The organism is Mesorhizobium wenxiniae, from assembly GCF_002284535.1.
In the GTDB taxonomy this organism is placed as follows: Bacteria; Pseudomonadota; Alphaproteobacteria; order Rhizobiales; family Rhizobiaceae; genus Mesorhizobium; species Mesorhizobium wenxiniae.
The window spans coordinates 1-17,772 of the sequence record NZ_NPKH01000037.1; the positions used below are offsets into that span (position 1 = coordinate 1).

Annotated in this window: 13 protein-coding genes and 1 pseudogene; 8 read left to right on the forward strand and 6 right to left on the reverse strand. The window is 58.6% G+C overall.

Translation table 11 applies throughout. The annotated features are described in order from the left end of the window. Positions 1-782 precede the first annotated feature (782 nt). Together CIT31_RS28625 and CIT31_RS28630 are read right to left on the reverse strand one after the other, a co-directional pair. Positions 783-1,442 carry a DUF2161 domain-containing phosphodiesterase gene (locus CIT31_RS28625; protein ID WP_095521286.1) on the reverse strand — a complete coding sequence of 220 codons (660 nt, stop codon included), beginning with the start codon at positions 1,440-1,442 and terminating at the stop codon, positions 783-785. A 139-nt stretch (positions 1,443-1,581) separates the two neighbouring features. Further along, positions 1,582-1,878 (reverse strand): DUF982 domain-containing protein, encoded by a 297-nt coding sequence (locus CIT31_RS28630; protein WP_029353114.1) that lies wholly within the window; start codon positions 1,876-1,878, stop codon positions 1,582-1,584. 234 nt (positions 1,879-2,112) lie between these two features. Here CIT31_RS28630 and map point away from each other — a divergent pair, with 234 nt between their 5' ends. From map to CIT31_RS28665, 6 genes and pseudogenes are all read left to right on the forward strand, one after another. Next, positions 2,113-2,940 carry a type I methionyl aminopeptidase gene (gene map, locus CIT31_RS28635; protein ID WP_095521287.1) on the forward strand — a complete coding sequence of 276 codons (828 nt, stop codon included), beginning with the start codon at positions 2,113-2,115 and terminating at the stop codon, positions 2,938-2,940. A gap of 68 nt (positions 2,941-3,008) precedes the next feature. Continuing rightward, positions 3,009-3,663 (forward strand): annotated as a pseudogene (locus tag CIT31_RS28640) (JAB domain-containing protein). 175 nt (positions 3,664-3,838) lie between these two features. Beyond that, a complete protein-coding gene (locus tag CIT31_RS28645; protein WP_095521288.1) occupies positions 3,839-5,080 on the forward strand; it encodes a tyrosine-type recombinase/integrase in 1,242 nt (413 codons plus the stop codon). 62 nt (positions 5,081-5,142) lie between these two features. Then, positions 5,143-6,057, forward strand: a complete 915-nt coding sequence (locus CIT31_RS28650; RefSeq protein ID WP_095521289.1) for an HNH endonuclease — start codon at positions 5,143-5,145, stop codon at positions 6,055-6,057. A gap of 73 nt (positions 6,058-6,130) precedes the next feature. Continuing rightward, on the forward strand, positions 6,131-7,123 hold the full coding sequence (locus tag CIT31_RS28655; protein ID WP_095521290.1) for a DUF4365 domain-containing protein: 993 nt from the start codon (positions 6,131-6,133) through the stop codon (positions 7,121-7,123). Between the two features lie 438 nt (positions 7,124-7,561). Continuing rightward, a complete protein-coding gene (locus CIT31_RS28665) occupies positions 7,562-8,467 on the forward strand; it encodes a LysR substrate-binding domain-containing protein (protein WP_095521292.1) in 906 nt (301 codons plus the stop codon). 279 nt (positions 8,468-8,746) lie between these two features. Here the strand turns inward: CIT31_RS28665 and CIT31_RS28670 are convergent, their stop codons facing one another. The 4 genes from CIT31_RS28670 to CIT31_RS28685 all read right to left on the reverse strand — a co-directional run bounded on the left by CIT31_RS28670 (position 8,747) and on the right by CIT31_RS28685 (position 14,474). Then, on the reverse strand, positions 8,747-9,856 hold the full coding sequence (locus CIT31_RS28670) for a mandelate racemase/muconate lactonizing enzyme family protein (RefSeq protein WP_095521293.1): 1,110 nt from the start codon (positions 9,854-9,856) through the stop codon (positions 8,747-8,749). A 394-nt stretch (positions 9,857-10,250) separates the two neighbouring features. Continuing rightward, a complete protein-coding gene (locus CIT31_RS28675) occupies positions 10,251-12,701 on the reverse strand; it encodes a GcvT family protein (protein ID WP_095521294.1) in 2,451 nt (816 codons plus the stop codon). 73 nt (positions 12,702-12,774) lie between these two features. Continuing rightward, positions 12,775-13,704: an electron transfer flavoprotein subunit alpha/FixB family protein gene (locus CIT31_RS28680; protein ID WP_095521295.1), complete on the reverse strand. Its 930-nt coding sequence runs from the start codon at positions 13,702-13,704 to the stop codon at positions 12,775-12,777. Between the two features lie 23 nt (positions 13,705-13,727). After that, a complete protein-coding gene (locus tag CIT31_RS28685; RefSeq protein ID WP_095521497.1) occupies positions 13,728-14,474 on the reverse strand; it encodes an electron transfer flavoprotein subunit beta/FixA family protein in 747 nt (248 codons plus the stop codon). A gap of 238 nt (positions 14,475-14,712) precedes the next feature. On the opposite strand from CIT31_RS28685, the gene CIT31_RS28690 reads away from it, so the two are divergent. Beyond that, entirely contained in the window at positions 14,713-15,321 is a 609-nt protein-coding gene (locus CIT31_RS28690) for a helix-turn-helix domain-containing protein (RefSeq protein WP_095521296.1), read from the forward strand. Between the two features lie 164 nt (positions 15,322-15,485). Further along, positions 15,486-17,744: an FAD-dependent oxidoreductase gene (locus tag CIT31_RS28695; RefSeq protein ID WP_165778581.1), complete on the forward strand. Its 2,259-nt coding sequence runs from the start codon at positions 15,486-15,488 to the stop codon at positions 17,742-17,744. The last annotated feature ends 28 nt before the right edge of the window (positions 17,745-17,772 follow it).

Consider the following 17,772-nt stretch of genomic DNA (forward strand, 5'->3'; position numbering starts at 1 on the left):
ATGTATTGAACGTCGACCAGATTGAAACCGGCGCTAGCGACTTCTGTGGCGGACCCACCTGCTGCGAAATGAAGTGCCATTGATAATCCTTTTTTCTTAGCGCCCCGCGGTGGCCTGCCTACTCGACGGCGTATATTAGCGCCAAATCAAATACCCACACCCCTCTGATAGAATTTTTGAGATTTTTGGTATTGCATCGAGTGCCGCAGGCCGGATTTCACCGCACAAAGTGCGCGCTCCTGCCAATGTCGAATTCGTGAAAACAATCCGTAGACAGTCTTGATGAACTACCAGAATATTCCTTTTTTGTTCCTAGGCGTGCCGATCCGTTCGACGCGCTTGGTAACGCAAATATCAACATTTGTTGTTTCTGGATGCTGCCTTCACTGTCTCCTGCCACCGCATCGCTCGATTTTTGCGCTCTGGCGTGGCAGTGACAATGGAGGCGACGCGCTGGCCGCCTCATAGCCAGTTTGGACTATTGTTTGAACAATCTTGCCCCGGGCGATCGCAGTTTGCGATATCTCGTCGGCGACGGTGCCCATTGCCGCGTTTGAGTTCGACGCAACTCATCTTGTCGTATTTCGAGGCATCAACGGGTGTGCACAAGGCAGATGAGCAACTCGGAAGAGGCTGTCACGTTTCGCCTGGTGCAATAATGCTTTCCACGGCCAGCGACAAACGATACAGCCCGCGCCGACTCTGATCGTTGCCAAGTCGGGAGAGGTTCGTTGTCTCCCCTGCCCGCGGCAAGCCGCTCAAACAAACTCGGCGCCGCCTCGTTATGGAGCCGGTTGGGGCCAGCGCTGTAACGCAGCACGGCCAACGTCCGTAAGCGCATAGACGCCGCGCTCAGCCCTGGCGAACCAGCCATAGACATTGTGAAGCAGGATCTTGGCGGCGCGTGGTGAAATGGTTTTCAAGTCGCGCGGGCGCTTCGGGCCGTCGACCATCGCAGCGGCGCAGGCCAGCGCATCCTGCCGGTAAGCGGTCATTATCGGCGTACGCGAGCCGCCGCCGACTACAGGGTCGCCGCGCCGGCGACGATGCTCGTCCACCAGGCGCGATCTTCGTCTCGGGTCTCGCCGGGGCGGCAAGGCGGCCGGGCTGAGCAGCAATTCGACGCTGCCGGCGGAACCAACCCCCAGAAGGCCGAAGCCGAGCCGCCGGCAGAGTGCGCGGAACCGGCGATCATGCTCGCGGCCTTTGCCGCGGGCCGACATCCGCGCCGCGAGCCAGACCTCATCGCATGACGCAGCACGATCGAGACCTTGAAGTATGAGTTCGAGGTTGAACTGCAATTTCAATTCGCAGATGACGACCACGGGCGGCTCGCCGTCACGCAGTCCCACGACGTCGCAACCACCAACTTCGCCTTTAACGGTGAATTCCAGGCTCTCAAGAAACCGCTTCACCGGGATGTAAAGAGACGTTTCCTGCATGCCGGAGCCATAGCCGATTCGTGACTGGCTGGCACAGCATTACCGAAGGCATGCCGCTCTGGGGCAGATTTGCCGCTCGTCGAACGCATGGAAGTGTGGGATGCATTAAGCAGTTCGCTGGGACCGCCCGGCTCGGCCGCTAAGCCCGCAGCCCCCTCGCCTCGCCTCCGCGCCTGCGCGGAACCAGCATGTCCCTGGCCAGGAGGCGGCTTACCCGGCAGAACGCCATGAACGCCCGGCAAGCATCCTCGGTCTCGACCAGGTCGACCGTGGCGCCAAAGCAGGCATTGAATGCGGCCTGATAGACCGGGCCCTGCCGGCGAACCGGCCAGCCTTGCAGGAAATCCAGCGCTTGTTCGACGCTGTAGATTTCCTCGACCGGCAGGCCAGGCGCTGTCGTGATGCGCACCGGCACCTCGAATTGCAATCTGTCCATTCGTGTCTCTCCAGAACGCGTTCCCCACTTGTTGCTCAGAAATATGTCGTCAGTGCGGACGAACACCCCGGCACGGGCTGGACAGGCACAGGATGAAGCCGCAAGACATGAATATCGCCGGCTTGAGCCCATCGCCGGCAGTTCGTCCTTGAACCTGGCGCCGTCCGGTGCCAAATCTGAGAGACTTTTCGCGCGGGCTCATCAGAAGCCCTTTCTTCCGGCAAGACGGACACAATGGTCACCTATCTCGACGCCGCCACGGCACCACTCAGAAACACCGGCCAGATCCGCCTCTACGGCGAAGAGGGCTTTGCCGGCATGCGCAAGGCCTGCGACCTCACCGCACGCTGCCTCGACGAACTGGTGTCGATCGTCGCGCCGGGCGTTACCACTGAAACCATCGATCGCTTCGTCTTCGAATTCGGCATGGATCACGGCGCATTGCCGGCGACGCTCAACTATCGCGGCTACACGAAGTCATCCTGCACTTCGATCAACCACGTCGTCTGCCATGGCATTCCCGACAACAAGCCGTTGAAGGACGGCGACATCGTCAACATCGACGTCACCTACATCCTCGATGGCTGGCACGGCGACTCCTCGCGCATGTATCCGGTGGGCACGATCAAGCGCGCCGCCGAGCGCCTGCTCGAGGTCACGCATGAATGCCTGATGCGCGGCATCGCGGCGATCAGGCCCGGCGCCCGCACCGGCGCCATCGGCGCCGCCATCCAGACCTATGCCGAAGGCGAGCGCTGTTCGGTGGTGCGCGATTTCTGCGGCCACGGCGTCGGCCAGCTCTTTCACGACGCGCCGAACATCCTGCACTATGGCAGCGCCAGCGAGGGCGTCGAGATGCGGCCGGGCATGATCTTCACCGTCGAACCGATGATCAATCTCGGCCGGCCGCACGTAAAAGTGCTGTCGGATGGCTGGACGGCGGTGACACGCGACCGCTCGCTGTCGGCGCAGTACGAGCACACGATCGGCGTCACCGAGACCGGGTGCGAGATTTTCACGCTGTCGCCAAAAAACCTCGACCGCCCGGGCCTGCCGGCATAGTGTCCTGCCGGTATAGTGTTCGACAAGTCGCGGGCATCTGCCCGGTAAATGCTGGATATGGGCGGCCTATGGGGAAAACCAGCGACGAAGACGAACGCATCTTCTTTCCCGAAAGACCGATAAAATCGCTCGCGAAAGCCAAGTCGGTCGAAAAGCCGCATTATCTCGGTCATCGCGACCGCTTGCGCCAACGTTTCGCGGCCGCGGGTTCCGACGCCCTCCCCGACTACGAATTGCTGGAGCTCTTGCTCTTCCGCCTGATCCCCCGCTCCGACACCAAGCCCGTCGCCAAGGCGCTGCTGGCGCGTTTCGGCACGCTTGCCGAGGTGCTTGGCGCGCCTGTCGCGCGACTTGAAGAGGTCAGGGGTATCGGCCCCGGCAGTGGCGCTCGATCTGAAGATCGTTGCCGCGGCCGCCCAACGCGCGGCACGTAGCGAGATCAAAGGCCGCGAGGTCTTGTCGTCCTGGACGCAGGTTCTCGGATACTGCCGGTCGGTAATGGCCTTCGAGGAGCGCGAGCAGTTCCGTATCCTGTTTCTCGACAAGAAAAACGCGCTGATCGCCGACGAGGTGCAGCAGGTCGGCACCGTCGACCACACGCCGGTCTATCCGCGCGAAGTGGTCAAACGCGCGCTCGAACTCTCCGCCACGGCGATCATCTTGGCGCACAACCACCCCCAAGTGCCCGTTTCGATCCCGCAGGATCACGTTCTATCACACTGATTCATCTGTATTTTCCAGCTTGTCGTAAACCCGGTTAGCGTGGCAGATTCGAGGTGCCTTTAGGGGGATCAAAACCCCTTCAGACCCCAGTTGCCGACCCTTCTTTTTTGGTGGGTATAAACCCCACTCCTCATCCGTCGGCAAAGTCCACTCTCAACCCAAGGGGAGAACAAGCATGCCGATTATTTCAGATGGAGAAATACGTGCCGCAATCAGGCGGATCGAACAAAGTGGAAAGCAGGAAACGCTTGTTGATGGCGACGGGCACGGCACCGGCCGGCTCATACTCATTCTCAAGCCCATGCCGACCCGCGTGACGGCAGATTGGATGGCGCAACAATGGCGCGACAAGAAGCGCGTCAAAAAGAAGATCGGATCCTACCCGTCGATGTCTCTCGCCACGGCGCGCGAGATTTTCGACCGCGATTTTGCAAGACTTATTCAGAAGGGCCGGAGCATCAAGATCGCGACTGACGCACGGGCCGGGACTGTCCAAGACCTTTTCTCAGGCTATGTCGCCGCCCTCAAGAGCGCGGGCAAGCCCTCCTGGAAAGAGACGGAAAAGGGTCTCAACAAAATCGCCAACACGCTAGGCCGCCACCGCCTTGCCCGCGAAATTGACCCTGAGGAAATTGTGGAGGTGATCCGGCCGATCTATGAGCGCGGCGCCCGCGCCATGGCGGACCACGTCAGAAGCTATGTCCACGCCGCCTATGGCTGGGGCATGAAATCCGAACACGATTATCGGAACTCATCACCGCGCCGGTTCCGGATTCCGTTCAATCCCGCTTCCGCGATTCCGACCGAGCCGAAGGTGCGGGGCACACGCTGGCTCGATGAGGCCGAATTCGCCCGTCTCTATTGGTGGCTCGACTGCCCTGACGTCCCGGTCCACCCCTCCTATCCGCGCGCAATCCAACTCATCATGCTCACCGGGCAGCGCGTTGAAGAGATCGCACGTCTCCATGTGGAACAATGGGATGCGGCCGAAAAGATAATAGACTGGTCGAAGACGAAGAACGATCAGCCGCACGCCGCGCCCGTACCGTCCCTGGCTGCAGAACTCATCGAGTCCATCACTCCGAACGAATATGGCTGGTACTTCCCATCGGCGAACGATCCATCCCGGCCGGTCAGCCACGGCTCGCTCTACAGTTTCGTATGGCGGCAACGGGACCGCGGGGTCATACCTTTCGCGACCAACCGAGACCTACGGCGGACCTTCAAAACCCTCGCAGGCAAAGCCGGCATCTCGAAGGAAATCCGCGACCGCCTGCAGAACCATGCGCTGCAGGATGTCAGTTCGAAGAGCTACGATCGCTGGACCTACATGCCTGAGAAGCGCGCAGCGATGAAGAAATGGGACGCATATGTCAGGAGGCTCATCACGCGGAAGTCGTTCGCACGAGCGGCATAAGGAGTATCTTCCCATCGACAGCATGCTTGCGACGAATGAAAACCTAATGCAATCGTCTTGCCATGGTCAGCATATTCGTCGGCGTCACCGATCAGAACTGGTTCGACTTCCTGTCGGCACGACAATTCACGGAGGTGAACTTCTGGGCGCCGAGTGGAAGGACCAACTTCAAGGCCCTTGATCCAGGCGAATTGTTCCTTTTCAAGCTCCATGCTCCACTCAATTTTATTGTGGGCGGCGGGATATTCTCTCACGCCTCGCTGCTTCCAATGTCGTTGGCGTGGGATGCATTCGGCGAGAGCAACGGGGTGTCATCCGCCATCGAAATGAAGAGACGTATCGGCCGGTATAGAAACGACAGCGATCCAAGATCTGACCCGACAATTGGTTGTCGCATCCTGACACAGCCATTCTTCTGGCCGCGAGAAAAATGGATACGTGTACCGGCCAGTTGGTCGCCGAATATCGTAGTGGGTCGAGGCTATGACACCGCTAACGCTGACGGCCTGCAACTCTGGAACGAAGTTATGGCTAGGGCTGCTTCAATCATTGGGACGGAGGAAATCATCGACCGACCAAGGTTCGGTACGCCTGTCTTGGTCAAGCCTCGGCTGGGCCAGGGTGCCTTCCGGGTCCTCGTGACTGACTCGTATGAGCGCCGTTGTGCGGTAAGCGGCGAGCGAACACTCCCGATCCTCGACGCTGCTCACATTCGGTCATACTCGGCGGGCGGCGTGCACGATCCGTCTAATGGCTTGCTCCTACGCACTGACATTCACAAGCTCTTCGACCTTGGATATGTGACAATCGATGAGGACAAGCGCTTCGTAGTCAGCGGCCGCCTGAAGGCAGATTTTGACAACGGCAAGCACTACTACGACCTGCAGGGCACCCGTCTGCGACCACCCACGACGACCGCGCGAGGTCCGTCCGAGGACTCGCTCAGATGGCATCGTGACCATCCGTTTCTAGGCTAGTACTGTGCTTGAGCCCCTAGGTCGCGGGGCGCGCCAGAACGGGCCAAACATCTCGGTTTCCCAAGGCAGGATTATGAAGACACGGACGAACTTCAGCACAGAACGGGTTGGGGTCAATCACATTAGGACCATCGTCGAAAATGCAGGTTGCTTCTTCAAGGAGGTCGATCTCCTTTACGACGTAGGGCACGACGCAAGTGTGGTGTTGGTGGTGGACAATCACGTCCATGCCAAAGAGATCGCCCTCCAGATCAAGTCTGGCTCCAGCTTCGTGAAGTCGCACCAATGTCGATTCCCTGCGTCTTCAGCGCATCTCGAATATTGGGCCAAACACGATCTCCTAACGCTGGGCGTCGTCTATGACCCCGAAGAGCAAGTGGCATATTGGGTCGACCTGCGCGAAGAGTCCAAGATCCGAATTGGAGCGCGGTCAGGGACCGGAACGAGCATTTCCTTCGAGAAGTCGGCCTGGAACCGGTTCGACCGAGATCAATTCTCGTCCATACTGGTCCCGATGCTCCTCGGCGAGGCACCGCTGCTCTCTTTGAATACTGCGTGCGATTGGCTGAATAGCGCCGAGATGAGCACGCATCACCTGGGCCTTAGGATCCTATGTGCACGGCACAGACAATCTATGTCGGCTTGGCAGTCCATCATCGACGCGTTCAGAGCCAGACCCTTGGACGCCCTAACCGCCGATACTCCGATCGCAATTGCGCGGATGCTGGGACACGACGATATCGGCTTCCATGATATCCCACAAAGTGTCCGAAGTGACGCGGTCGCGCTCGCACTTGACTTCGGACCGCACGAAATAGCCAAGGCACTCGCCCTGGTCGAAGACTCAGATTTCGAGAGGCCGAGCCTCGGCTACAGCATGATGCCGCTGTGGGGCATGACCGCGAGGTCGCCGCAAATACTCGCGTCGATCATGGATGACGCCCGGTTTGACGGGGCGGTCCGAAGGAAAGCAGCGGGCTTGCTCGGGTGGTACCGCAATGACCCGGAATGGTGGCGTTTCTGGCTGCGCGACGGCAGCGACAAGACGGACCGCCCTTCGCTATAAGCGTGCGGCCTGCCGACCTGGTTCGGTCGCCACGAGGGGCTTCACGATAGCTCCGAACTCGGGCGCTGGTTCTTGCTAGACCTGGCCAAACCGGTAGTTCGGGCTTAACGCCTTCGATGCCTGCAGACAGCGCTCCCGGATGGCGCTAAGGTGCGACGGAGAGGCGTAGTGTGATGAAAGAGTTTCTTGGTTTTCTTCGACAGAAAAGGGCCGCGATACTTAAGGCCTACGACTCCCCCCTTGCCTTCTGCCAAACCCTTTCCTCGGCGGCACCTCAAGATGAACTCGCCACCGAGGCAGCGGCTTACCTTCTAGAGTTTACTCCGGATGTTAGGGACTATGCGGTCGCAAGTGCCTACGCCGTACTGATCAGCTAAATCCTGATCTTTGCGAGATTTCGGTAGACAGTAAAGAATCGTCGTGACATGAATCCCAGTCATGTCTCCCCTACGCACCAAAATTCCTTCCCCGCAGGCGCTGTTCGCGTTTGCCGCCGCTGCTGATGCGCTAAACTTTTCTAGGGCAGCGGAAGAGCTCAATGTCACCCAATCCAGCATTTCCCATTCTATCAGGAGTCTTGAACAGCACCTCGGCACACAGCTCTTCATCCGTGCGAACCGAGGAGTGATGCTTACGGGCCATGGCAAGCATTTGTTCAAGGCGGTCAGCGGGAGCTTTGCGACAATTGAGACCGCGATCGACGAACTTCAGCGGCGGGAGCTGAGCTTCATAACCATAGCCGCCTCAACGTCGATGGCAACGAATTGGCTGATGCCCCTTTTTCATGAGTTTCAAAATGTGCACCAGGGGATAAAGCTCAAAATATTGACGATCGACAGGAATGTTGAGCCGGACGACTCTATTGATCTGACCATCCGGCTTCTACCAATCGGGACCGAGCGAAAAAACGCGTGGCTTATGGCGAGGGAGACTGTGTTCCCGGTCTGCTCTCGGCTGTATTTGGAAGATGCTGCGCCATTGGAGAAGATTGACGATCTGCCAAATCATAAGCTCCTCTCCTATGAGGATCCGTACCGGCAAAGGATAAATTGGCCGGAATTTTTTGCGGCCTTCGGTGAGAACCCGAGATCCATCGAGCCGGCGGCAATATTCAATGACTACCAGCTCGTTTTGCACTCTGCGATGGCCGGCGAGGGGATCGCAATTGGCTGGACTCTGACGTGCAAATTTCTTCTCGAGCAGTCCCTGCTTTGCCGTCCTTTGCAGGCGGAAGTGACCACTCAACAAGGCTTCTTCGTTCTGGGGCAACCTGGTAAGTCTCTTCGCAAAGATTCAAAGTTGCTGGTAGATTGGCTACTCAAGCAGTCGTCTGAGCTTCGCTAGGAATCAGAAACGATAGCGGATGCGAGGTGTATTTGCCTCCGACGTCGCCAAGTTGCACGCACTTCTAGACCGGCTGACCACCACCATTGCCACATTCACGACACCAAAAGCGAAAGCTGCCGGTTCAAGTACACCTCTGCCCACAACGCCAAAAAGACAATTCCAGCCATAATGGTCGAACGCGCCTGTGGCAGTTGCACCTTGAAAAGATTCTGCCAAGGGCATCCGAGCGCTGCATCCTGCCCATCGCTACAGATCGTCATGTGATCTTTGAACGCGTCAACTGAAAGACGCCACAGGTTTTCCAAACAGGCTCTCATCCGGAACCACACCGAGGCCCGGTCCGGTGGGAAGACTGATGTGTCCGTCCACGACCTTAACCGCGTTCTCTGGATCGTAGTGGCCTTCCACGAAGGGCTGGGCAATCCATACGCCCTCAAGCAGGCGAGGGTGTACTGTCGCACCTATATGGGTGCTGGCCGCCGCGATAATGTCGCCGCCCCAGGCGTCGTCGCAGGTATGCGGGATTGAACGGGTTTCGCAAATGTCGCGGAATGTTGCCATCGCATGCAGGCCGCCGATCCGGGTGCCCTTCATTGCGAAGCCGTCGCAGATGCCATCGCCGACAGCGCGGAGCACGGTGTTTAGATCTTCGCAGTTCTCGTCGAGGTAAAGACCGTGGTGTAGCTGACTGCGGATCGCCTTGATTTCCTCAATCGTGTTGCAGGGCTGTTCGATAATGAAAGGAATGTCCAGGCACTCCCGGCTGAGACGCAGCGTGTCCCGCGTCGTCAGCGACCTGTTGCCGTCGACGGCAAGCCGCACGCGAGTGCCTACGCGCTCCCAAACCTTCCTGACCATCTCGATATCGACTTCGATCGGGCGGCCGCCGCCGACCTTGAACTGCATGCGCGGATAGCCTTCGTTAGCGCGTTCTTCGGCTATTCTGGCTACCTCGTCCGGCTCCCCGAGGCCGCAGGCATAGTAGGACGGAACGCGTTCGGTCACCGCGCCGCCCAACAGGTCGGCCACGCGCATATTCACCTGTTTTCCTAGAATGTCGTAAGCCGCGATGTCCAACGGGGCCTTGGCATAACGGTGACCGTTGAGAAGGCTGTCCATCCTACGACGTAAAGCCAGCGGCTGAAGCGGATCAGCACCGATAAGTCCCGGAGCCATCTCTTCTAGCGCGGCCAAGGCGCCTTTCGAGTGCTGGGGCTGGTAGGTCGGGCCGATCGGGCAGGTTTCGCCCCAACCGAAGAGATCATTGTCGGCGACGATCTTCACCAAAGTCGTCTCGAGCGCGTAAACGGTGCTGCTTGCAATCCTATAGGGGCCGTTCTTGACGGGCAATTTGTACGAATAGACGTGAATTTCTCTAATCTTCATTTCAGTATCTCCAAATAAGGCGGCCCTTCATGGAAGAAGGCCGGTTGAGGGGAATCAAAATGAATCCCTTGGTGACAAAATTCGACAGAATTTCTGGGAGCTTTAGGGTTAGTGGCATAGTCATTATGACTCAACACAACCGAACAACCGACCGCCAAGGGCGCCCTGGAGAGACCGCGTCGTCGATTTTTCCGCAGTACCCCGCCCATCGCTGGATGACTTATTGGGTCACGGATTGAGGATACAAAACGTCCGCCCTTGCACGGCTCGGTGCATTTCCCGTCGATATGCAATGGGCTTCTCATGAACTTCCTGTTCAAGGGCTCCAAGTAAGGACAACTGGGATAGTTCTGATGTTGACGGTTTGTCCTAAGCGCTCGTAGCGATGCTAAACCTACATCTTGGTACGCTCTGACTTCGGGTCGTACATGGGGCGAAGCGATGCCTCCGCTCCGTATCGAACGCCAGCAATTTCGATCTCGTAGTTTGACGCGAGAACCTGATCCTCGCTTTCACCTTCGCAAGGCACATACCCCATGCCAATCGCGCCACCCAGATAGTGGCCATAGTTGCCGGAGGTGATGATCGAAACAATTTTCCCATCGCGGACCAACGCCTCGTTATGGAAGAGCAGAGGCGCGGGGTCTTTCAAGCGGAACTGGAGCATTCGGCGCTTCAGCCCCTCCTGTTTTACCCGCAGCACCGCATCGCGCCCGATGAAATCGCCCTTGTTCGGCTTGACAGCAAATCCGAGTCCGGCTTCCAGAACATGATCCTCGTCGGTGATGTCGTGGCCGAAATGCCGGAAGCCTTTTTCAATACGGCAACTGTCGAGCGTATGAAGGCCACAGAGCTTCAAGCCGAACTCGTGGCCGGCTTCTTCGATCGCCTCGAAGACATGTGCCGCCTGGTCGCTGGAGACATAAATCTCCCAGCCTAGTTCACCGACATAGGTCACGCGATGCGCACGCGCCAAGCCCATGCCGATTTCGATTTCTTGCGCCGTTCCGAACGGGAAAGCTTCGTTGGAGAAATCATTCGGACTGACGCGGCTGATGACATCACGGGCCTTCGGTCCCATCAGAACCAAAACGGATTCGGCGGCCGTGATATCTGTGATGACGGCAAACTGTTCGGTCTTGATCTGTTTGCGCATCCAAGCGAGATCGCGCTGCAACGTAGCGCCGGGAACCACAGCAAAGAAGGCTGTGTCCGACAAGCAGGTGATGGTCAGATCGCTCTCGATGCCGCCTCGTTCATTCAGCATTTGCGTATATACTATCTTGCCCGGAGCGACATCCATCTGATTGGCGCAAACGCGTTGCAGGAAGGCCAGCGCGTCGCGACCCTCAATGCGTATCTTTCCAAAAGACGTCATGTCGAACAGACCGACGCCATTGCGGATCGCCAGATGCTCTTCTTTCTGGTTATCGAACCAGTTCTGCCGCTTCCAGCTATAGCGGTATTCGCGCTCCTGGCCTTCCTTGGCGAACCAGTTGGCGCGTTCCCAGCCGGCGACTTCGCCAAACACAGCGCCGCGAGCCTTTAAGTGCTCATGCAGGGGCGAGCGGCGCACGCCGCGCGACGTTGCCATCTGCCGATAGGGAAAATGGTCGGCGTAAAGCAGGCCGAGCGTTTCCGACACGCGCTCCTTGAGATAGCGACGGTTCTTCTGGAACGGCTGGGCACGACGGATATCGACCTCCCATAGGTCGAAGGGCGGCTCGCCGTCGTTCATCCACTGCGCCAGCGCCATACCCGCTCCGCCTGAGGAGACGATGCCGATCGAATTGTAGCCGGCGGCAACCCAGTAGCCCTTCAACTCTGGCGCTTCGCCAAGATAGTAGCGGTCATCGGGCGTGAAGCTCTCGGGACCATTGAAGAAGGTGTGGATACCCGCTGTTTCCAGCATTGGCATGCGGTTGACCGCGTTCTCCAGGATCGGTTCGAAATGCTCGAAATCCTCAGGCAGCTGATCGAAGCAAAAATCCTCGCGGATGCCATCCATGCCCCAAGGCTTGGCTTTCGGTTCGAAGGCGCCGAGCAGCATCTTGCCCGCATCTTCCTTGTAGTACGCGCATTCGTCGGGAACGCGCAGCACAGGCAGACGGGCAAGGTCAGGAATCGCCTCGGTGACGATGTAGAAATGCTCGCAGGCATGCAGCGGCAGCGTGACTCCGGAACGGCTGGCGAGATCCCTTCCCCACATGCCGCCGCAGTTGACGACGTGGTCGGTCTCGATCGTGCCCTGTTCGTCGCCCTGCACCCAGGAGACGCCGGTGACACGGCCGTCACGGTCGTGCACCGCGGTAACCTTGACGTTCTCAATCACCTTGGCGCCAAGTTGGCGTGCGCCTTTGGCCAACGCCATGGCGATATTCGCCGGGTCGCACTGACCGTCGAGAGGTAAGTGCACTGCTCCGAGCACATCGGAAATATTGAGATGAGGATAGAGGTTCTTCACCTCCTGTGGAGACACTTCGTGAACATCGATGTCGAAGGCACGAGCCAGGCTGGCCTGACGGTAAATCTCTTCCCTGCGCTCTTCCGTCAGCGCCACGGTGATCGAACCGTTTTGGCGCATACCGGTGGCAATGCCCGTTTCCGTTTCCAGCTTGACATAGAGATCGGCCGAATATTTCGCCAGTCGCGTCATGTTCTGCGACGCACGTAGCTGGCCGATGAGACCGGCGGCATGCCAAGTGGTGCCGGATGTCAGCTGCTTGCGTTCAAGCAGGACAATGTCCGTCCACCCCAGTTTGGCTAGATGGTAGGCGACGGAGCATCCAGAAATGCCGCCACCGATGACGACAGCGCGTGCTTTTGTAGGAATGTTGCTTATCATCCTGGTTCCGTAGAATGGACGCCGGCTAACAGCGCGGTCTGTCTTAAGTGCCAAGGGGGAAGAGCGAAAACTATCAAAGCGCTTTGTGCAACGCCGGCAGGATGGTGAAGAGATCGCCGACGAGGCCGTAGTCCGCGACCTGGAAGATCGGGGCTTCCTCGTCCTTGTTGATGGCGACGATGACCTTCGAGTCCTTCATGCCGGCGAGATGCTGGATCGCGCCAGATATGCCGACAGCGATGTAGAGTTCCGGCGCCACGACCTTGCCGGTCTGGCCGACCTGCCAGTCGTTCGGCGCATAGCCGGCATCGACCGCCGCGCGGCTTGCGCCGACGGCAGCGCCGAGCTTGTCGGCCACCGGCAGGATCACCTCCTGGAACTTCTCCGACGAGCCCAGCGCGCGGCCGCCCGAGATGATGATCTTGGCCGAGGTCAGTTCCGGGCGGTCGCTCTCTGAAAGCTTGTTCTCCACGAAGATGGAAAGGCCCGGGTTCGCGGCAGCGTTAACCGTCTCGACGGAACCCGAACCGCCTTCGCCGGCTGCCTGGAAGGAAGCGGTGCGCACCGTGATGACCTTCTTGGCGTCGGTCGACTGCACGGTTTGGATCGCGTTGCCGGCATAGATCGGACGCTTGAACGTGTCGGCTGAAACGACCTCGATGATCTCCGACACCTGCATCACGTCGAGCAGGGCCGCCACGCGCGGCATGACGTTCTTGCCCATCGTGGTGGCCGGCGCGACGATCGTGTCGTAATTGCCCGCGACGCTGACGACGAGGGCGGCGACCGGCTCGGCCAGGCGCTGCTCGAGCTCGTCGGCTTCCGCCAGCAGAACCTTGCGCACGCCGGCCAGCTTGGTGGCGGCGTCGGCTGCGGCCTTGGCGCCCTTGCCAGCAACCAGCACGTCGACGTCGGAGCCGATCTTGGAGGCAGCAGACAGCGCCTTGGCGGTCTGGTCGGAAAGGGTTGCGTTGTCGTGTTCGGCAACGAGAAGGATAGCCATGTTCTTTATCTCCTATCCGAACCTTAGACGATGCCCGCGCTCTTGAGCGCGCCCACTAGCTCTTCGACGGACTTGACCTTGACGCCCGCCTTGCGGCCGCCCGGCTCCTCGGTCTTCAGCACCTTGAGGCGCTGCTTGACCTCGACGCGGTAGTCGTCGGCAGCCTTTTCATCGAGCGGCTTCTTCTTGGCCTTCATGATGTTGGGCAGCGAGGCGTAGCGCGGCTGGTTCAGGCGCAGATCGGTGGTGACGATCGCGGGCGTCTTGACGTCGATGACCTGCAGGCCGCCGTCGACCTCGCGCGTCACCTTGGCCGAACCGTCGGCGAGCTCGATCTTGGAGGCGAAGGTCGCCTGGCTCCAGCCGAGAAGCGCAGCCAGCATCTGGCCGGTCTGGTTCGCGTCATCGTCGATCGCCTGCTTGCCGAGGATGACCAGGCCCGGCTGCTCGGCATCAGCGACGCCCTTGAGGATCTTGGCGACCGTCAGCGGCTCGACGATCTCGTCGACCTCGACCAGGATGCCGCGGTCGGCACCCATGGCGAGCGCGGTGCGGATCGTCTCGGCAGCCTGCGCCGGTCCTATCGAAACCGCGATGATCTCGGTGACCTTGCCGGCTTCCTTCAGCCGGATCGCCTCCTCGACCGCGATCTCGTCGAAGGGGTTCATCGACATCTTCACATGCGAAAGGTCGACGCCCGTCCCATCAGGCTTCACACGGACTTTGACGTTGTAGTCAATTACACGTTTGACAGGTACGACGATCTTCATGGCTAAGCCCCGGATCTCAAAAACTGTGCTGATCCTGCCGATCATGTGCCTAAACGGCAAAAGCAGTCCCGGATCTTTTACGACAGAAAAATCCTGTTTTCAACCATGAAATTTTTGCCTTGCTTTTTCATGATGGCGCTGCTATCGTATAGTAGTTTGATCGCGCTGCAGTGTTGGAGAATTTCGATGTTGTATCGGTGAATGTATGACGTTATTGGGTAGAGGTGGTTGAGAAGGGATGATCGTGCCACCACGTGCCGCTGAGAGAACTGAGGAAATCGAAGGGTCACCTCGCCAAGAGGACGCCATCGGCTTCCAGATCAGGGAATTGCGGAAAGCGAAGGGCATGACGCTTCAGGGTGTGGCAGACGCTGTGGGCATCTCCGTCGGCTATCTAAGCCAGATCGAGCGCAACCAGTCTCAGCTGCCGATCGGAATCCTGAAGAAGATCAGCACAACACTGGGCGTGCAGATTAACTGGTTCTTTCATGCCAGCGACCTGCCGGCGGATGAAAAAGACATCATCGTTCGTGCGGAGAACAGGCGAAAGCTGACTTTCACCAAGCTGGGTATCCAGGAGGAATTGCTCTCGCCCAATCTCAGCGGACCGCTGGAAATGCTGATGAGCACGATCGACGTCGGAGCAGACAGCGGCGACTACAGTCACGAAGGCGTGGAAGCTGGGCTAGTGATATGCGGCATACTCGACCTCTGGGTCTCAGGTCAGCATTTCCGGCTGAACGCAGGCGACAGTTTCTCTTTCAAGAGCACGGAAACGCATCGTTGCGCCAATCCGGGCGACGAGCCGACCAAGGTCGTTTGGATAATAACGCCGCCTCAATACTGACTGCGCGCCGCATCCGATTGAGCTCGCCCACATCGCTTTGAATTGAAGCGCCTCAACACCACACATGAGCGACCCGCATCGTTCCATGCGGGACATACAACCTGAGTGAAGCGCTTTGGCCGGCCGCAATGCAACAGATAGACAAAAGGTGGAATGGGACCGCAATGAGAAAGCTTGGAACCGTTGAAGCACTTTGGCGATACCCTGTCAGTTCTGTCTGCGGAGAGCGTCTCCAACGTGCCGAGTTCACCGAAGCCGGCCCCGTCGGCGACCGTCTTTACGGTATCTTCGATGCAGAGACCCATGAGATCGTCTTCCCATCGCGTCAGAAGCGCTGGAATCTGGCACCGCTGATTTCAGCCAGGCTCGACCATGACGACCAACTCCAGATGTCCCTGGATGAAGAAAATTGGCACAACCCTGACGACGACCGTTTTCAGCAAAAGCTTGGGGAACTCTTTGGGTGTCCGGTGACTGTCGTAAGGTATGGAGCTGACCTCCTCGACGGGCAGTCTGCCAAACCGCGATACCAACATAGTCCCATCCATCTTCTCAGCCGCCAATCCATCGAGGCTTTGAAAAGGTTGCTTCCGGAAAGCGTGATCGACGAACGGCGTTTTCGCCCCAACGTACTCGTTGATTTCGAAGGAAGTGGCGCAACATCACCGGAATATGGACTTCTCGGAAAGGAGTTTCGCATTGGCAATCTGCGTCTTCGCGGAACGCGCGAATGCGGTCGATGCAGCTTCACGACCTTGGCACAGCTCGGCTTGCCGGAAGACCGTAGTGTACTTCGCGCGTTGAACAGCAATTTCGAGAAGAACTTTGGCATTTACTGCGACGTCCTTGACGAAGGCACGATGGAGAGTGGCGACGAGGTGAGCATCGCCATACCGGCCGAGCAAGAGAAGACGGTGCTAATCGTTGGCGCCGGACAGGCTGGTGGAATGGTTGCAAAACACTTGCGTGACCTTGGCCATGTCGGCCCGATATCCATTTTCGGAGACGAGAGGCATACGCCATACGAACGTCCGCCCCTATCTAAGCCCGCGAAAACACTTGGCCCCGATTTCGCTCTGACGAAGGTTCTTTCTGGTGCGGAGGCGGTTGATCTTGGCGTCGATATTCACCTGGAAGAAACGGTCGTCAGTATCGACCGCGCCAGCCAGACGATCGAAACCGCCACAGGCGCAAAGCATGCGTTCGATTGCCTTGTTCTTGCAACCGGTGGATTGCCGCGTCGCCTTCCTCGCGTCAACCGCGGCTTTAACCGCGTGCATGCGGTCAGAACCGCCGACGATGCAATGATTCTACAAGCAGCACTCAGGAGCGCCAGGCGCATATTTGTTCTCGGCGGTGGCTGGCTCGGCCTTGAGATCGCGGCCATGGCACGTTCGGCATCCATCGAAGTGGATCTCTTTGCGCGGGATGCCCGCCTCTGCTCGAAAACGCTTCCCAGTGCTGTCGGCGATTTCCTCGCGGAGGTTCATCGGGCGAACGGCGTGAAGCTCCATCTGCTGAGCGAGCCGGCATTTGTCGAGACGCCGGACGGTGTAGAAGTATCCCTCGACGGGAGGAAAGCCCATGCAGACCTTCTCGTCTTGGCAATCGGCATTCACCCCAACGATCACCTTGCGCGGCTGTCGGGCCTCGACACGAGAGACGGCATCCTCACCGATGAGAATGGATTAACAAGCGATCCGGCGATCTTTGCGATAGGCGACGTATCGCGCCAGCGCAGCGGTACCTTCCCCGAGGGAATACGTGTCGAGAGCTGGCAGAATGCCAATGAGCAGGCGCAACGGGCCGCCCGCGCCATTCTGGCTTTGGAACAGTTGCCGACCGCGATACCGCGCTTCTGGTCCGATCAGTACGACCTCAGCCTGCAAATTGCCGGAATGCCGGATGCGTCTGCGGTTCCCCTAGCCGTGGATGGCAGCCACAATCCACTTTGGACATTCGAGAATTTCGTGATCGGAGTTAACCGGTCGCGGGATGTCCACCGCTTTGCACAGGCCTTGGCAGGCGATTCCAGCGTTGGAGTAGCGATCCCACACAAAGCGCCTGAGCATGAAGGCGAGACGGTCCCTCAGTTGCTGGGCAACGACATCCAAATGGCGGACGGAGATATAAGGCGCGTTTCATCGGCCGGGCTAGGCGACCTCGCTCTCGTAAGGAAGGGCGACAGATACTTCGCAGTGGAAGATCGATGCCCGCATGCCGAAGCCTCCCTATCCGAAGGTTTTCTGGAAGGCGATCGCATCGTGTGTCCACTCCATTTCGCCGAATTCAACCTCGTCAGCGGCGCAGCATCCAGTGCTCCCAAAGGGTGCCCGAGTGCACGCACATTCCGTGTCGAAGCAAGAGGCAACTCCCTGTTCCTCCATGTCCCGACAGATTTGCCGGCCAGAGGAGGTATTTGAATAGTTGTCTCTCTCCAATTCTCACAAA